Here is a 15,613-nt window from a genome sequence, read left to right as displayed (position 1 = left end):
CGGGCAGCCGGTGCCGCGCAAGAAGGAGCGCCTACTGAGAACTGACCGTGAGGAGTCGCGCTTCGAACGGTGCGAGGTCGACCACTCCGTCCAGGAAGTCCCGCTCTTCGATGGCCGAGTGAGACGACCATCGAGTGCTCCTGGTACCGGGGAAGGCAACGCTCTGGGGGCGATCGGAGAGATTCACTGCCACGAGCACCGAGGCTTCGCCATCGCCACGGAGATAGAGGAGATGCTCCGGGTGGGAGGAGAGCACCGTGATACTTCCCTGGTGCAGGGCAGCCAGCTCCCGACGGAGCACGAGAAGCTCCCTGACCTGGGCGAGAACCGAGGGAGGGTTGCTTTCCTGGCTCTCGACACTGAGCGATGGCGCCCAGGAGGCGATCGGCAGCCACGGCTCGGCGCTGCCGGAAGTGAATCCGGCGTGTGCCGCGGTCTCGCTCCACGGCATCGGCATGCGCTGCGGGTCCCGGCCAAGTCCGAGTCCCGGCGCACGCAGTTCAGCGCAGTCGCGGGCATGCCTGCCGTCGACGCGGGCGTCGGGCAGGCCCAACTCGTCGCCGTAGTAGAGGGTCGGTGTTCCCCTGAGCGTGAGCAGCAGGGTGAGCGCCCCGGGGACGCGTTCCGGTCCGATGCGGCTGGCGAGGCGGGACCTGTCGTGGTTGCTCAGCACCCAGTTGGGGTGCGAGCCGGCCGGGAGTGCGGCGTAATAACGTCGAATCAGGTCTGCCAGGTCCAGGCCGTTCCACGGGGCGTCGATGAGTGAGAAGTTCATCGGGATGTCCAGCCCGCGGGCACCGAGAGCGGCCACGCGTTCGAGTTTGAGGTGCAGCTCACCCATCAGCATCCGGTCGTCGTACTCGTCGACAACCGTGTGCATCTCCGCGAGCAGGCCCGGTAGTTCGGGCTGGTCGGCGGTGTATTTCTGGATCTGCCGGACCGTTGTGTGGGCGGCTGCCCCGCCGATTTCGAACGAGTCGCTGTCGTCGCCCATCGGGTTGTCACGGAGTTGTGCGTCCTTGATGAGGCGCCACACCGCGTCCACCCTGAATCCGTCGACGCCTCGGTCGAGCCAGAATCTCATGACGTCGAACATCGCCTTTTTGACGTCCGGGTTGCGCCAGTTCAGGCTCGGCTGTTCGGGGAGATGTGCGTGGTAGTAGTACTGCCCGGTCGGCTCGTGGAAGGTCCAGGCGGGTCCACCGAAGGCGGAGGCCCAGTTGTTGGGCGGGCTGCCGTCCGGCCTCGGATCGTGCCAGATGTACCAATCCCGGTGAGCGCTGTCGCGGCTCGACAGTGCGTCACGGAACCATGGATGCTCACTTGAGGTGTGCTGGGGTACGTAGTCGAGCACGACACGGAGTCCGCGATCGTGTGCGCTCTCGACGATGCGGTCGAAGACCGCCAGATCACCGAATACTTCACCGATCTGCGTATACCCGGAAACGTCATACCCGAAGTCCAGCAAAGGCGACGCATAGACGGGGCTCAGCCAGATCGCGGTGACGCCGAGTGCCGCGATGTGGTCCAGACGCTGTTCCACGCCCCACAGATCGCCGAATCCGTCGGCGTTGCCGTCCTGGAACGACGGCACGTACACCTGGTAGAGGACCCCTTCCCGCCACCACTGTCCGCTCTTGCCAGTCTTGCTGCTCCTGGTCGCATCCGGCATCCGGGCGTTCATCCTTTCACCGCTCCCGACGTGAGGCCGGACACGATCTTCTTCTGGAAGACGAGGACCAGCAGGATCAGCGGAATCGAGATGATCAGCGAGGCGGCACTGATCGTACCGAGCGGCTGCTCGTATTCACTTGAGCCGCTGAAGAAGGCAATGGCGACCGGAACCGTGCGCGCCTCGGGGCTGTACGTCAGCGTGGCGGCGAGCAGGAACTCGTTCCAGGCGAAAATGAACGCGAGGATTCCCACCGTCGCGATGCCGGGCACCGCAAGCGGAAGAATGACCTTGTAGTACGTCTGGAAAGGTGTGGCCCCATCGATGTAGGCCGCCTCCTCAAGTTCCATGGGGATTTCCTTGAAGAAGGTCACGAGAGTGTAGATCGACAGGGGCAGCGTGAAGGTCAGATAGGGGATGATCAGCCCTACAAGGGTGTTGTAGAGCCCGAGATCGTTCCACAGGGAGAACATCGGAGCGGCGATCGCGATACCGGGGAATGCCGTCACGGAGAGTACGACGCTCAGGATGAGGAACTTGCCGCGCATCTTCAGTCGCGCGAGGGGGTACGCGGCGAACGACGCGACGATGAGCGCGAGAACGGTGGACGCCGTGGCCACGATTGCCGAGTTGGCAAGGGCTCTGAGGAACTGGGAATCACCGAGTACCGACTGGAAATTCTCGAAACTCAGGCGCGGCGGGACGAGACTCGCCGTCGAGAGATCGGCTCCGGTCTTCAGTGATGTGTTGATGAGCCAGTAGAAGGGCACCAGCGAGAAGACCATGACGACTGCGACGGCGCACCACACCAACGGGTTGCGCTCAGCGCTACGACGCCGAGACCTCCGGCGCGTTCGCGGCTGCCGGTCAACGACCGCATGGGTCATCGCGATCCTCCCTTGACGACCGATCGGATATTGCCGCCGGCGAATCGGATGTAGATGAAGGAGACGAGCATGACGATCACGAAGGTGAGGATCGACACGGCAGAGCCTTCACCGATCAGCTGTTTTCCTCGCAAGGTCTGATAGGCGAGGATCGACATCGACTCCGTTCCGTGCGCGCCGCGCGTCAGCACGAACGGCAGATCGAACACGCGCAGGGCGTCGAGCGTTCGGAAGATCATCGCCAGTGCGATCGCCGGCCACAGCAGCGGAAGGGTCACACTCCAGAAGTGCCGGAAGGCGCTTGCGCCGTCGATCTGTGACGCCTCGCGCAGTTCGGCCGGGATGACCTGAAGGCCGGCGAGCACGAGCAGCGCGACGAAGGGTGCCGTCTTCCAGACATCGGCCAGTACCACCACCGTCATCGCGTATCCGTCCTGCCCGAGCCAGACCACGTCGGTGCCCGTGATACCCACCGAGTTGAGCAGTGTGGAGACAAGTCCGAGGTCCGGATCGAACATGGTCCGCCACGTGATGGCGCTGACCACGGTCAGGATCGCGTAGGGGACCAGGACGACGCTGCGCAGGAGCGTCCTGAACCGGAACGCCACGTTCAGCAGGAGTGCCATTCCGGTTCCGATGACCAGTTCGAGCGGGACCGAGATCGCCGTGAAGAGGAACGTGTTGCCTACGGCGTCCCACCATGCTCGCGAGGTGAGCTGCTCCGCGTAATTCCCCAGGCCGACGAACCGGGAGAGCCCCGGAGTGATGACACTGTACTGGTGCAGCGAAAGCCATATCGCGTAGAGGATGGGGTATCCGGCGATGGCGGCCATGAGGATCAGAGCCGGCGCCACCATGCGGCCGGCGAGCCGCCTCTCAGTGGAATCCGCGGCCCAGTTCTTCGAGGATCGAAGGAATTGCATGGTGTATCAGAATGTCCTCATAGCCGCATCGGTCTCTTTCGCCATCTTGGAGGCCGCGTCCTCGGGAGACAGGGCTCCGGAGAGCACCTTTCCCACCGCCTCGTAGATCGCCTGTGAGATCTGCGGATAGACGGGGGACACCGGCCGGGTCTTCGCGCTCTTCAGCGCTTGCAGCAGCTCCTGCGAGAACGGCATGGCCTTCTGGACCTCGGCGGACTCGTAGGCCGCATTGGTGGCGGGGGCGAGTGCGTTGTTGATCGCTATCTGCTCCTGCCACTTCTCGCTGGTCATGAAGTCGATCATCGCGATGGCGCCGGCCTTGTTCTTGGAGAACGCACTGACTCCGACGTTGCTGCCACCGAGTACACCGACCCCGGCGCCCGGCTTGTTCCACCCCGGCAGGGGCATCACAGCGAACTTGCCGGCAATGCCCGACTTCTGGCCGGCGGCGTAGGCGTAGGGGTAGTTGCGCATCGTCGCCCCGGCGCCGGATTCAAACGCGAGGCGCGTGGCGTCCTCGTCGTACGTCAGCACTGACTTCGGAGAAGCGCCCTTGTCGATGCCGTTCTGCATGAACTTCAGTACGTCGACGGTCTTCGGCGAATCGATGGCCACCTTGCCGTCCTTGTCCAGCACCTCGCCGCCCGCGCTGTAGAGCAGCTCCAGGAAGCTGACGGTGAGCGACTCGCTCTGCGACGCCTGGTAGAGGAAACCCTTCGCGGAGTTCTTTTCCCCGTACGAGTAGAGCTCCTGCCAGGTCCCGGGAGCCCGCACCTTGTCGGTGCGGTAGTAGAGCAGACCCGCGTTCGAGTAGAAGGGAACGCCCCAGTACTTGTCCTCGTAGCGCAGGGTGCTGGCGGTGGACGGGATGAGCTCGTCCAGCTTGGGCTCGATCACCTTGCTCATGTCGGCGAGCCCGCCCTGAGCAGCCAGCTGCGCGGTCCAGACGACGTCCAGACGCAGGACATCACACTGAGTCGACTTGGTCTGCATACGCTGCGTGATCTGCTGGAGCTGGTCGTCGGCCGAGGCACCGAGCTCCACATAGCGGGCCGACATCTTGGGGTGCGCCTTGTTGAACGCCGCCATCGTGGCCTTCCAGACCCCCGACGCGTCCGTGGGCCCGCAGACCGTCACGTCCCCCTTCGCCGACTTGGCCAGCGAGGGTTCGAGCTGCGTGGAGCCGGCGCTCGTCTCCTGCGAGTCGGAGCACGCCGTGACCCCTACGGCCAGTGCCGTGACCACTCCGATCGCTGCCAGTACACGGAAGGCGCGTCGTTCACGTGTCGACGTCATTGTCATGCACCTCTTGATCACTCGGGCGGCCGTCCGCACTCCAGGTGTCCCTCTGGTTTGCCGCTGCGGCGCTCCGCTACACTGAGCCGAACAATCCTATTTGTAGGATGAATGGGAGGGAGTACAGCACGTGCCTGAACCTCGCGTCAAGGCAACCCGACGCAATCTCTCGACATCCATCGCCGACGATCTGCTGTTCAAGATCAAGAGCGGACAGCTACCGCCGGGCTCGAAGGTGCCGGGGGAAAAAGAGCTGATGGCGCACTACGGGGTGGGGCGGAACACCGTTCGGGAAGCCGTTCAGTCCCTGGTGACCATGGGCTACCTCGATGTCCGCCCCCGCGTCGGAGCAAGGGTGACCTCGGTCCCGGTCGACGAGGCCGTCGAAGCGGCGACCATCTCGACGCTCTTGGCCGGGGAGGCCATCGGGGACATCTACGAACTTCGACGCGTACTGGAGACCGAGATCGCCGAGCGTGCGGCGATCGAGGCCACACCGGAAGACCTTGAAGCGATCGCGGCCGCCCTTGAGGACTACAACCGCGCCTTCCAGGACGGCCGAGGTGCCTACCGTGCCGACGTGGCCTTTCACTCGGCGCTGGCGGTGGCGAGTCATAACGTGGCGTTCCGCAACGTGCTTGAGGGCGTGGGTGATCTCCTGCTGAACGCACGCCAGTTGACCGACCACCTCCCCGGGGCCATCTCACTTGCCGCCAAGGAGCATGCGGACATCGCGCGAGCGGTTGAGCAACGCGACCCCGAGAGGGCTCGTCACGCCATGAAGGTCCACATGCAAACCTCCGTCGAAGCGTGGAAGCGCGCCCAACGACTCTTCAGTGAAAAGTGAACCGCTCGTGAACGATCACACGACGTCGGCCACAGAGCGGATTCCGCCCGGTCAGAAGCGTCTTCGAGTAGCCGTAGCCAACCCCCTCCACGAGGAGTCCTGTCGACGCATCGTGGAACGCGAGCCACGCGTGACGTTGCTGATCGATCCCGTACTGCTTCCCCCCATGCGTCACCGAGCCGACTTCTCAGGTGATCCCGGGTACCTCCGGACCGCCGAACAGCAAGCGAGATTCCACGCCCTCCTTGATTCGGCCGACGCACTGCTCGGGATACCCGGCAGCGATCCGGCGGACCTCGCCCGCGCCGTGCGATCGAACCCGAGGCTTCGATGGGTGCACGCGACGTCTGCGGGTGGCGGTCAGCAGGTCGGGGCGGCCAATCTCGCCCCTCAGGACCTCCAGCGGGTCACTTTCACCACCTCGGCAGGTGTGCACGGATCGTCTCTGTCCGAGTTCGCACTGCTCGGCATCCTCTCCGGAGCGAAAGACCTCCCCCGGCTGCTGCGGCTGCAGGCTCAACACCACTGGAGCGACCGGTGGATGTCGCGCCCGATCTCTCGGCACAAGGTGCTTGTCCTCGGCTTCGGCGGAATCGGCAGGGAAGTCTCCAGATGCCTCTCGCTACTTGGCGCGAGCGTCACCGTGATGTCGCGGAACGCCGACGCCGAGCACCCGGACGTCGACCGATTCGTCACCCCCGATGCACTGAGTGACGTCATCGGTGAGATGGACGCGATCGTATGCGCACTGCCGGGCACCGACCTGACAAGGCACATGGTCGACGACCAGTTCCTCGCGAAGGTCAGACCCGGTGTCACCTTCGTGAACGTGGGCAGAGGCACCGTCGTCGACGAATCGGCCCTCATCACGGCATTGCAGGACGGTCGGATCGGTTACGCCGCGCTCGATGTGTTCGAGGTCGAGCCGTTGCCGCACTCAAGCCCCCTGTGGTCCATGCCCAACGTGTTGATCAGTCCACATACCGCCGCCCTCTCGGCCGACCAGGAAGAAGGCGTTGCCGACCTTTTCGCCGACAACGCCACCCGTCTGCTCGACGGACATCCGCTCAAGAATGTAGTGAACACGATCGAGTTCTACTGATATCCCTCCCGGGAGGGCGCACACTCAGGGTGAACCTCAGGCAGGGCAGGCCTTCACCCCTGCCCGAGGGCCCACGATCACATCAGCCACCGGGCCACCCTGAGCAACACAAAGGCCAGGTCACACTCTGCGTGACCTGGCCTTTTCTGGAGCCGCCTTCGGGATTCGAACCCGAGACCTACGCATTACGAGGGCTTGCAAGATCGTGACGGGTGGTGCCGGGCGGTGCCAATGAATCCTGTTCTCGCTGATCAGAGACCTGCAGCCTTGATCAGCATGACGCCCGATCCGCCGTGGTGCCACACAGTCCGCTCACGCAGCGCTCACGCTTCAGACCTACGCCCGCATACCAGCAACTGAGCGGTCCGAATTGTCATGGCGGATGCCGCGACTCAAGGAAATCGCCGCAGCGGAGTCACGCTGCCCGGGCGAGTACTCATTCTGGGGTCAGCGGTCCAGGTCTCACCCAGTGGTCGTACGGCGGCGGGGTGCCGACACGGCCGAAGCAAGGACGGCTACCACGGCACGAACCCAGAGCGCCCGGTTCTGCTGACCCTGGTTCTACGTGGTGTCGAGGGGCGCGGTGCGAACGGCGATGCCGTTCGCACCAGCCGCCGAGCCGAGGGTGCGCAGCGTCGTCGCTGCCGAGGTAGTCACGCCCAGCTGCTCGGGCGGCGACTGGTCTTGGATGAGCGCGAGTGTCATCGTAATGACAGTGCCGATACCCACCGTCTTGCCTGCCAGCCAGGCAAGTTCACTGGTCGCACTGAGGGACGCGCTGGAAACCTCAGCTTCCGGAAACCTCTTCGCCCGTACTGCCGCCCTGCCTATGCTGCGACCCGCCCCCTTCCTCGACTGACGAGGCCGACATGCAGCAGTCATGGAACAGCGACCGCCGCCGCACCGCAATCGGTCGCTCCAGCCTCTCCGTGCCGGCGCGCCAGGCTCTGGCCGACCGCCAGCTCAACACGGACCGCACGATCCTCGACTACGGCTGCGGCCGAGGCGGCGACGTCGCCTCCCTCCAGCACCTCGATTGCAAGATCACCGGTTGGGACCCCTACTACAACTCGAGCGCGCCGGTGGCCCCCTCCGACGTCGTCCTCCTCACCTACGTCCTGAACATCATCGAGGACCCCGTCGAGCGTCGGCAGACGCTCAAGGAGGCATGGAGGCTGGCCACCTCCGTACTCATCGTCTCGGCTCGCCTCACCTGGGAGCGGTCCAAAGTCCGCGGCCAGGAGTACGGCGACGGCCTCCTCACCAGCCGGCAGACGTTCCAGCACCTCTTCAGCCCGGACGAGCTCCGGATCTACGTCGAGGAGGTCACAGAAACACGCTGCATATCGGCGGCCCCCGGCATCGTGTACGCCTTCAAGGACGACTCAGCCCGACTGGGCTACCTCGCACACCGCATCGTCCCCGACGCCGAGTGGCTCGCTTCAGCCGATACCACTTCCGCTATCGCCTCGCTGGTCGACTACGTCGAACGGCGTGGCCGCCCGCCCCGTGTCGACGAGATGCCCCGGCCGATGGCCGAACAGCTCGCCCACCTGAAACCCGGCGAACTTAAGCGCCTCATACGCGACTCCGCCGACGCCGAGAGGGTCTCCGAGGGCGCCAAGCGCACGACGCTGAACACGTTGCTGTTCCTCGCCGTCGAGCTCTTCAACGGCCGAGGTCCGTTCAGCAGCCTCCCCCTCGGCATCCAGCTCGACGTCCGTTCGTTCTTCACCTCGTACAAGGAAGCCTGCAGGCGCTCCGACCGTCTGCTCCTCAAGCTCCGGGATGACACCTATATCCGGGGCGCCATGAACGCATCCAGCGTCGGCAAGATCACCCCGACCGCGCTGTACGTGCACCGCCGGGCGATCGACCGGATGCCGACAGTCCTGCGCCTGTACGAGCACTGCGCCTCCGTCGCCGCCGGCCGCCCTCAGGAATGGACCATCGCCAAGCTGAAGCACCAGGGGCGAGCCATCAGCTGGCTCGACTACCCGGAATTCGACAAGGACCCACACCCGCGGATCACGTCCTCGTACCTCGTAGATCTCAAGACCCTCGAGACCTCGCACATGTCCTACGCGAACTCTGCCAACCGTCCTCTGCTCCACCGCAAGCACGAATTCCTGGCGCCCGACGACCCGGACGTTCCGCGTTACCGCCGTCTGACCGAGTCCGAGCTACGCGCCGGCCTCTACGAGAATCCGCACCTGATCGGCACCGAGAATGGCTGGGAGGCCGAACTGATCAGGTGCGGTCGCATGCTTCGGGGACACCGGCTGGTCCAGCGCCCCGAAGACTGAGCAGCTCAAACCGTCAGGGGGCATCCGGTTGCATGTACGCGATCGTCTCCGCCAAGCCGTCCGGGTCGAAGTCCGAGACCTGCCCGGGGAACCACGAGAAGCGGAGGCCATTGGTGGCCACCTCCTCCGGGAGGCCCATTGCGGTCAGCACGTGGCTCGGCGTGTACGAGGCGCTGGTGCATGCGGAACCGGTCGCCACGGCCACCTGGTCCTTGATCCGTACGATCAGGGCCTCGGCATTGAGCCCGTCGAAGGTCACATTGAGGATGTGCGGGACCGCATGGTCGGCATCGCCGTTGATCTGGAAGCGGGTCTTCCCGAGCGCGGCGAGCAGCCGCTCCCGCATCTCCTTCGCGTCCCGTTCCCAACGCGACCGGTTCTCCTGGAAGACCTTGGATGCTTCGTACAGCCCCATGACCAGTGGCACGGGAAGCGTCCCGGGGCGCAGCTTTCGTTCCTGCCCCCCGCCAAACATGATCGGCTCCAGCGGCACCTTGTCCCAGCCGCGGCGCCGGGTCACCAGAGCGCCGATCCCCTTGGGTGCACCGATCTTGTGGCCGCTGATGCTGGTCAAATCGATGGGCGCCTTCAGGTCCTCGGGAACCTTCGCGTACCCCTGCGCGGCATCGACGTGGAGATAAGTCTGGGTCTTCTGGAGCTTCTCCGCCAGCTCGGCCACGGGCTGGATGACGCCTGTCTCATTGTTCACGTGCATTAGCGAGACGAGCAGGGTGTCTGGCCTCAGCTTCTCCAGCACGGCCTCCGTAGAAATCCGCCCCGAGGGACCGGGCTTCAGGAAGTCGACCTCGAACCCCTGCTTCTCCTGCAGATGCAGCAGGGGCTCGATGACCGCCTTGTGCTCGATAGCGGAGGTGATGATGTGCTTCCGGGCGTGCTTCTCGCCGTACGGGGCCATGCCGAGCAGCGCGATGTTGTTGGACTCCGTCGCTCCACTGGTGAAGATGACCTCTTCGGTCCTCACACCGACTGTCCCGGCGAGGAACGTCCTGGCCTCCTGGACCGCTTTCTTTGCCCGGGCTCCGTACTCATGGGTGCGGCTGCCGGCGTTGCCGAAGTCCTCGGTCATCCAGTGGAGCACCACGTCAGCCACCCGCGGCTCCACACGGGTCGTCGCCGCCACATCCAGATACGCCACCACCGCGCTCACCCATCCCAGAGCAATCATCCCGTTACCGGGTACGTCAAACCGTTAACGTACACGCATGCTCGGCTGACGCACAGCGCAGCGCCTCAGAGTTGTCAACGCAGACATCGACGTACGCCTTCCCGGGCAGGAACGTCCTTCGCGCGAGCCGAGCGTACCCCCAGACATGCCGGTGCGTCTTACGTACGTGAAGGTGACGTAACTTCAGCAAGCTCCGTACGTTAAACGGATGACGTACGCTAAGGTTGCCGGGTGGAGATCAAAGCAGCGACACCAGCGCCCCGAGTCGTAGCTCCGCGCACCTCAACGGGGTTCGAGTACACGTTCCCGGCGATCCGCGGCATCCAGGCAGGGCGCGAGTATTACGTCTCGATGTGCCCCCTGCGCCTCATCCCAAAGATCTTTATCTTCGACGAAGACGAGCTCTCGCCGGAACTGCGCGCCCAGCGGCTCCTCAACAAGGGGCGCCTCCCGGCACTCACGAGGTACATTCTGGACAATCCAGGGGATTACGTCTTCAGTGCTTTGACCGCATCCGTCGACGGCGACGTGGAGTTCGACCATCTCGGCTCCGACGGCAACGCCTTCCGTACCGGGCAGCTGCGCATCCCCATGGACTCCCGCTTCCTGATCAACGACGGCCAGCACCGGCGCGCAGCCATCGAGCACGCCCTCAAGGAGAACCCGGACATCGGCAACGAGACGATCGCCATCGTCTTCTTCCATGACGCGGGGCTCGCCCGCTCGCAGCAGATGTTCGCGGACCTCAACCGGCACGCGGTACGTCCAGCCCGGTCCATCGGCGTCCTCTATGACCACCGGGATAGCGAAGCCCAGGTCGCGCGCTCGCTGGCCGGCCAGTGCAAGGTCTTCAAGGGGTACGTCGAGATGGAGAAGAGCACCCTCTCCGCCCGTTCCCGGATGATGTTCACCTTGAGCGCTCTCTACTACGGCACCCAGTCCCTCCTGCAGGGCCTGGAGATCGAGGCAGACGCCGCAGCCGAGCTGGCGCAGGAGTACTGGGAGCACATCGACACGACGCTTCCCGAGTGGGAGATGGTTCGCAAGCGAGAGCTCTCGGCACCCGAGATGCGGCGCGACTTCATCCACAGTCACGGAATCGCATTGCACGCTCTCGGCCGCATCGGAAATTCCCTACTTCGAGAATCCACCACGCCCAGTAAATGGAAACGGAAACTCTCCCCCCTGAAAAAGGTCGACTGGACTCGGTCAAATGCAGATTGGGAGGGCCGCGCCATCGTCGGCGGCCGTGTTTCCAAAAGCCACCAAAATGTAACTCTCACAGTCAACTACCTGCGCAATCACTTGCGCCTCGGCCTCAGCGCCGAAGAGCAGCGGGTAGAGGACGCATACCTGCGAGGCGAAGCATGAGCACCATCCCTCTACAACTCGGCATCACGCCGGTGCGGCGGAAGCCATTCGACGGGCAACCCCTCGAAGAGGTCATCGCCAAGCTCTCAGACGAGGTTCGTGAGCTCTACACCGCCGACCAGGTGCCCTGGGTCATTGGATACAGCGGCGGCAAGGACTCCACCGCGGTCCTTCAGCTCGTATGGAACGCCATTGCCGCTCTGCCGGCGGAGCAGCGCACCAAGACGGTCCACGTCATCAGCACCGACACCCTCGTCGAGAACCCCGTTGTCGCGGCGTGGGTGACGACATCACTGGAGACGATGGAGAAAGCCGCCGCCAAGCAGGACCTCCCTATCGAGCCTCATCGCCTGACGCCGGAGATCAAGGACACCTTCTGGGTCAACCTGATCGGTCGGGGCTACCCGGCGCCGCGCCCCAAGTTCCGCTGGTGCACCGAGCGCCTCAAGATCAAGCCCTCAAACTCCTTCATTCGGAACGTCGTGGCAGCGCATGGCGAGGCGATCATGGTGCTCGGTATCCGTAAGACCGAGAGCCAGGCGCGCGCCCGTGCCATGGAGAAGCACGAGAAGCGGCGCGTCCGTGATCGTCTCTCCCCCAATGCAAACCTTCCCAACTCCCTCGTCTACAGCCCGGTCGAAGACTGGACCAACGACGACGTCTGGGAGTACCTGATGCAGAAGCCCAACCCGTGGGGCTACAACAATCAGGATCTCCTCACCATGTACCAGGGCGCCTCCGGCGATGGCGAATGCCCGCTAGTGGTCGACTCGACCACTCCCTCATGCGGCTCCAGCCGCTTCGGGTGCTGGACGTGCACGCTCGTCGAGCAGGACAAGTCGATGTCGGCGATGATCCAGAACGACGAGGAGAAGGAGTGGATGAGGCCGCTCCTGGACCTCCGCGACAAGCTCGACGCCCCGTTCGGCTACTTCGAAGAGGGCGAGGAAGGACTCCCCGCCGGCCGGAAGCTACCGTACCCCCGCCCTGACCAACCGGCCCGAGACTTCCGCCGCATGAACGGCAAGGTCATGGTCTACAAGCGCAGGACCGACGGCGAAGAGGTCCCGATCCACGGCCCGTACCTGCAGAAGTTCCGCCAGGACTGGCTCAAGGACCTGCTGGACGCCCAGACGTGGATCCGCGCCAACGCGCCGGAACACGTCAAGAACATCGAACTGATCACCCTCGACGAGCTGCACGAGATCCGCCGCATCTGGGTCTTCGACAAGCACGAGGTCGAGGACTCCCTCCCCCGTATCTACGCGGAGTCCACGGGCGAGGACTTCCCGGGCGGACCTCTGGACGAGCAGCTCGTCATGGGCGCGGACGAGATGGAGCTCCTGAAGGAGCTCTGCGGGGACGACGACCTGCACTACGACATGGTCCGCGAGCTGCTCTCCGTCGAGCGGAAGTACCGGACAATGTCCCGACGCTCTGGCCTCTTCCAAGCCCTGGAGAGCGCCGTAAAGAAGGGTTACTACGAGGACAGCGCCGACGCCATAGACTTCGCGCAGCGCAAGAACAAGTGGCGTGAGGAATCGCAGACCCACCTGACCCTGGACGAAGAAACCAATATCGATGCTCCTGCGTAAGATCACTCTCGAAGAGTTCGGGGCTTACCGCGGCACCCAGTCGCTGGATCTGACCACCAAGAAGAACAAGCCGATCGTCCTCATCGGCGGCCTCAATGGCTGCGGCAAGACGACCCTCCTCGACGCCATCCAGCTGGCACTGTACGGGCCGCGAGCACGTTGCAGCGGTCGAGGCAGCAAGTCATACGAGACGTACCTCCGCGAGAGCATCAACTGGCAGGCCGACCCGACCCGCGGTGCGCAGATCATTCTGGAGTTCACGGTCACGGTGGACGGCACGGAGCACTACTACAAGGTGGTCCGCAGCTGGCACACCAGCGGCAAGACGACGGTCAAGGAATTCGTGAACGCGTTCGTCGATGAGGAGTACGGCTCCAGGGCGAAGCCGGGGCGACGCGTCGAACCTGAGCTGAAGTTCAGCCGGGTTCTCAGCCAGGAGTGGGCCGATCACATCGAGAGCCTGCTCCCCCTCGAAGTCGCCTCGCTGTCATTTTTCGACGGAGAGAAGATCGAATCGCTCGCCGACCCCGAGCGCGCGGCATCGGTCATCGAATCGGCCATCCACTCGCTGCTCGGTGTCAGCACCGTCCAGCAGCTCCGTACGGACCTGCTCGCGCTCCAGCGCCGGCAGAAGCTGTCGGACGAAGAGCAGCACCTGATGGACAAGATCCACGCGGAGGAGCAGGAACGGCAGTCGGCCGACGCCGCTCTGGAGAACGCAGAACAGCGGGCCGCGCAGCGCAACAGCGAGCTCGGCAAAGCTCGGCGCACTCTCGAAACGCTGGAGGCTGCCTACAAGCAGGAGGGCGGAAACCTCTTCGAGCGTCGCGTCGAGATCGAGCGCGAGTACGCGCAGGTTTCCGCTCGCCTCGCCGAAATCCGCAGCTCCCTCGTCCAGTTGGCTGCAGGCCCGCTTCCGCTCCTGATGATGGGAAGTCACCTCAAGGAGCTGCGCAAGCAGGCTGGTCGCGAGCGGACGGCAGCCGAGTCCCACCAGGTACTGGGGGTGCTCGAAGAGCGTGACCAGTGGCTACTGGACATGCTCCCTGACGAGGCGAAGGCCGCTGTAATGGAGAAGCTAGAGGCTGACCGCGCCAAGCGCGCCAAGTCCGCTGGCCTCAAGGTGGATCTCGGCCTCTCCCCAGACACGCTCCCTCAGCTGTCGGCACTCGACGAGGCACTCAGTCGCGACAAGGCACGAGCTGCCGAGCTCCTTCAGCAGGCTGCGGAAGCCGCCGAAGAGAGTGTGCAGCTGGAGCGTCAGCTGGCGGGTGTACCGGCCAAGAGCAAGGTCGAGGCCATCCAGAAGAAGCGTCAAGACCAGCTCCAGGAAGTCGCACGGTTGGAACAGGCGCACGAGAACAGCCTTAAGAACGTCGACGAGTTGAAGCGCCGCCTCGAATACGTCTCTGCCTCCCTGCAGCGTGCCCATGAAGAGTTCGTTCGCACCAAGGTGAAGGCCGAAGAGGTCGAGCGGATCATCAAGTACTCGGAGAAGGCCCGGAAGACGCTGGAACAGTTCGGCGATGCCCTCCTCAAGCGGCACATCAGCCGCCTTGAGGTAGCAATGCTCACGAGCTTCCAGACCCTCATGCGCAAGCAGGGCCTGGTGAACGACCTGCGCATCGATACCGACAAATTCACGCTCACCCTGGCTGACACCAACGGTGAATTGATCGATCCCGGCCGTCTCAGCGCGGGCGAGCGACAGCTACTCGCCGTCTCCCTCCTCTGGGGCTTGATGAAGGTCGCCGGCAACCACCTGCCCAGCGTCATCGACACGCCGCTCGGCCGGCTCGACAGCCGCCACCGCGAGCACTTGGTGGACCGATACTTCCCATACGCCAGCGACCAAGTCCTCCTTCTCTCCACGGATGAGGAGATCGACGAGTACCTGCTTGGCCGCCTCAAGAAGTCCGTCGCTCACACCTACACCCTGGTCCACGACGACACCACCTTCACCACCAGCGTCGTCGAGGGTTACTGGTGGAACGTAGGAGCCAGCAATGTCGCTTGAGAACATCCGCCTCGCCACCGCAAGCAAGGACCGCCTGAGCCGTTTGAAGCACACCACCGGCATCACCCAGTGGAACGTCCTGTGCCGCTGGGCCCTGGCGCTCTCCCTGGCAGACGCCTCTACCCCCCTGGTTCGTGAGGTCGTCACCGACTCCAACGTCGAGATGTCCTGGAAGACCTTCGCCGGACCCCACGGCGACCTCTACCTCGCCCTACTCAAGCAGCGCTGCGTGGCCGACGGCCTGGAGCCGACGGACGAGAACGTCTCCAATACGCTGACGATCCATCTGGCGCGGGGGGTCGGGTACTTGGGTGCGCACAAGGAGATGACAGCCATCGAGGGGCTGATCGGGGCCGTAACAACCGTCTGAATTGTCAAGAATCAACCAGTTTAGGGCCGATTCGCCTGCGC

General features: G+C 64.2%; 13 protein-coding genes. 7 read left to right on the top strand and 6 right to left on the bottom strand.

Features of this window, described 5'->3' with window-relative positions:
* Positions 1-31 precede the first annotated feature (31 nt).
* The 4 genes from E0500_RS11560 to E0500_RS11545 all read right to left on the bottom strand — a co-directional run bounded on the left by E0500_RS11560 (position 32) and on the right by E0500_RS11545 (position 4,778).
* Entirely contained in the window at positions 32-1,672 is a 1,641-nt protein-coding gene (locus E0500_RS11560; protein ID WP_131558685.1) for an alpha-amylase family glycosyl hydrolase, read from the bottom strand.
* Between the two features lie 8 nt (positions 1,673-1,680).
* Positions 1,681-2,559 (bottom strand): carbohydrate ABC transporter permease, encoded by an 879-nt coding sequence (locus E0500_RS11555; protein WP_131558683.1) that lies wholly within the window; start codon positions 2,557-2,559, stop codon positions 1,681-1,683.
* Positions 2,556-3,392 carry a carbohydrate ABC transporter permease gene (locus tag E0500_RS11550; RefSeq protein ID WP_220140494.1) on the bottom strand — a complete coding sequence of 279 codons (837 nt, stop codon included), beginning with the start codon at positions 3,390-3,392 and terminating at the stop codon, positions 2,556-2,558. Before E0500_RS11550 ends, E0500_RS11555 begins: the two co-directional genes overlap by 4 nt.
* Before the next feature lie 96 nt (positions 3,393-3,488).
* Positions 3,489-4,778 (bottom strand): ABC transporter substrate-binding protein, encoded by a 1,290-nt coding sequence (locus E0500_RS11545; protein WP_165934841.1) that lies wholly within the window; start codon positions 4,776-4,778, stop codon positions 3,489-3,491.
* A gap of 130 nt (positions 4,779-4,908) precedes the next feature.
* Between E0500_RS11545 and E0500_RS44930 the strand changes: the two genes are divergently transcribed.
* Positions 4,909-5,625, top strand: a complete 717-nt coding sequence (locus tag E0500_RS44930) for a FadR/GntR family transcriptional regulator (RefSeq protein WP_131558677.1) — start codon at positions 4,909-4,911, stop codon at positions 5,623-5,625.
* Positions 5,626-5,755: 130 nt separating this feature from the next.
* Complete coding sequence (locus tag E0500_RS11535) at positions 5,756-6,727, top strand: D-2-hydroxyacid dehydrogenase (protein WP_309505027.1); 972 nt, start codon at positions 5,756-5,758, stop codon at positions 6,725-6,727.
* 561 nt (positions 6,728-7,288) lie between these two features.
* Here E0500_RS11535 and E0500_RS11530 read toward each other — a convergent pair.
* Positions 7,289-7,432 carry a hypothetical protein gene (locus E0500_RS11530; protein ID WP_165934840.1) on the bottom strand — a complete coding sequence of 48 codons (144 nt, stop codon included), beginning with the start codon at positions 7,430-7,432 and terminating at the stop codon, positions 7,289-7,291.
* A gap of 164 nt (positions 7,433-7,596) precedes the next feature.
* Here E0500_RS11530 and E0500_RS11525 point away from each other — a divergent pair, with 164 nt between their 5' ends.
* A complete protein-coding gene (locus tag E0500_RS11525; protein WP_131558675.1) occupies positions 7,597-9,033 on the top strand; it encodes a DNA phosphorothioation-associated putative methyltransferase in 1,437 nt (478 codons plus the stop codon).
* Positions 9,034-9,046: 13 nt separating this feature from the next.
* Here E0500_RS11525 and dndA read toward each other — a convergent pair whose 3' ends face one another.
* Positions 9,047-10,219 carry a cysteine desulfurase DndA gene (gene dndA, locus E0500_RS11520; protein ID WP_131558673.1) on the bottom strand — a complete coding sequence of 391 codons (1,173 nt, stop codon included), beginning with the start codon at positions 10,217-10,219 and terminating at the stop codon, positions 9,047-9,049.
* A gap of 231 nt (positions 10,220-10,450) precedes the next feature.
* Here dndA and dndB point away from each other — a divergent pair, with 231 nt between their 5' ends.
* The 4 genes from dndB to dndE are packed head-to-tail and all read left to right on the top strand — an operon-like array spanning position 10,451 to position 15,572.
* Positions 10,451-11,590: a DNA sulfur modification protein DndB gene (dndB, locus tag E0500_RS11515; protein ID WP_309505026.1), complete on the top strand. Its 1,140-nt coding sequence runs from the start codon at positions 10,451-10,453 to the stop codon at positions 11,588-11,590.
* On the top strand, positions 11,587-13,185 hold the full coding sequence (gene dndC, locus E0500_RS11510; RefSeq protein ID WP_131558671.1) for a DNA phosphorothioation system sulfurtransferase DndC: 1,599 nt from the start codon (positions 11,587-11,589) through the stop codon (positions 13,183-13,185). The genes dndB and dndC overlap by 4 nt, the downstream gene beginning before the upstream one ends.
* Positions 13,172-15,202 carry a DNA sulfur modification protein DndD gene (gene dndD / locus E0500_RS11505; RefSeq protein WP_131558669.1) on the top strand — a complete coding sequence of 677 codons (2,031 nt, stop codon included), beginning with the start codon at positions 13,172-13,174 and terminating at the stop codon, positions 15,200-15,202. Before dndC ends, dndD begins: the two co-directional genes overlap by 14 nt.
* Positions 15,192-15,572, top strand: coding sequence for a DNA sulfur modification protein DndE (dndE, locus tag E0500_RS11500; protein WP_131558667.1), 381 nt, complete (start codon positions 15,192-15,194; stop codon positions 15,570-15,572). Before dndD ends, dndE begins: the two co-directional genes overlap by 11 nt.
* The last annotated feature ends 41 nt before the right edge of the window (positions 15,573-15,613 follow it).

This window comes from Streptomyces sp. KM273126, from assembly GCF_004337435.2.
GTDB lineage: Bacteria > Actinomycetota > Actinomycetes > Streptomycetales > Streptomycetaceae > Streptomyces > Streptomyces acidicola.
Note: the sequence above shows the minus strand (reverse complement) of the source record. Positions and strands in the feature narration are given on the sequence as shown.

Bases quoted from the DNA above. Each gene is read 5' to 3' on its own strand.
- dndE (WP_131558667.1), top strand. From the start codon at position 15,192: ATGTCGCTTGAGAACATCCGCCTCGCCACCGCAAGCAAGGACCGCCTG.
- dndA (WP_131558673.1), bottom strand. From the start codon at position 10,219: ATGATTGCTCTGGGATGGGTGAGCGCGGTGGTGGCGTATCTGGATGTG.
- dndC (WP_131558671.1), top strand. From the start codon at position 11,587: ATGAGCACCATCCCTCTACAACTCGGCATCACGCCGGTGCGGCGGAAG.
- E0500_RS11530 (WP_165934840.1), bottom strand. From the start codon at position 7,432: ATGACACTCGCGCTCATCCAAGACCAGTCGCCGCCCGAGCAGCTGGGC.
- E0500_RS11560 (WP_131558685.1), bottom strand. From the start codon at position 1,672: ATGCCGGATGCGACCAGGAGCAGCAAGACTGGCAAGAGCGGACAGTGG.
- dndD (WP_131558669.1), top strand. From the start codon at position 13,172: ATGCTCCTGCGTAAGATCACTCTCGAAGAGTTCGGGGCTTACCGCGGC.
- E0500_RS11545 (WP_165934841.1), bottom strand. From the start codon at position 4,778: ATGACGTCGACACGTGAACGACGCGCCTTCCGTGTACTGGCAGCGATC.
- E0500_RS11550 (WP_220140494.1), bottom strand. From the start codon at position 3,392: ATGGCCGCCATCGCCGGATACCCCATCCTCTACGCGATATGGCTTTCG.
- E0500_RS11555 (WP_131558683.1), bottom strand. From the start codon at position 2,559: ATGACCCATGCGGTCGTTGACCGGCAGCCGCGAACGCGCCGGAGGTCT.
- E0500_RS11525 (WP_131558675.1), top strand. From the start codon at position 7,597: ATGCAGCAGTCATGGAACAGCGACCGCCGCCGCACCGCAATCGGTCGC.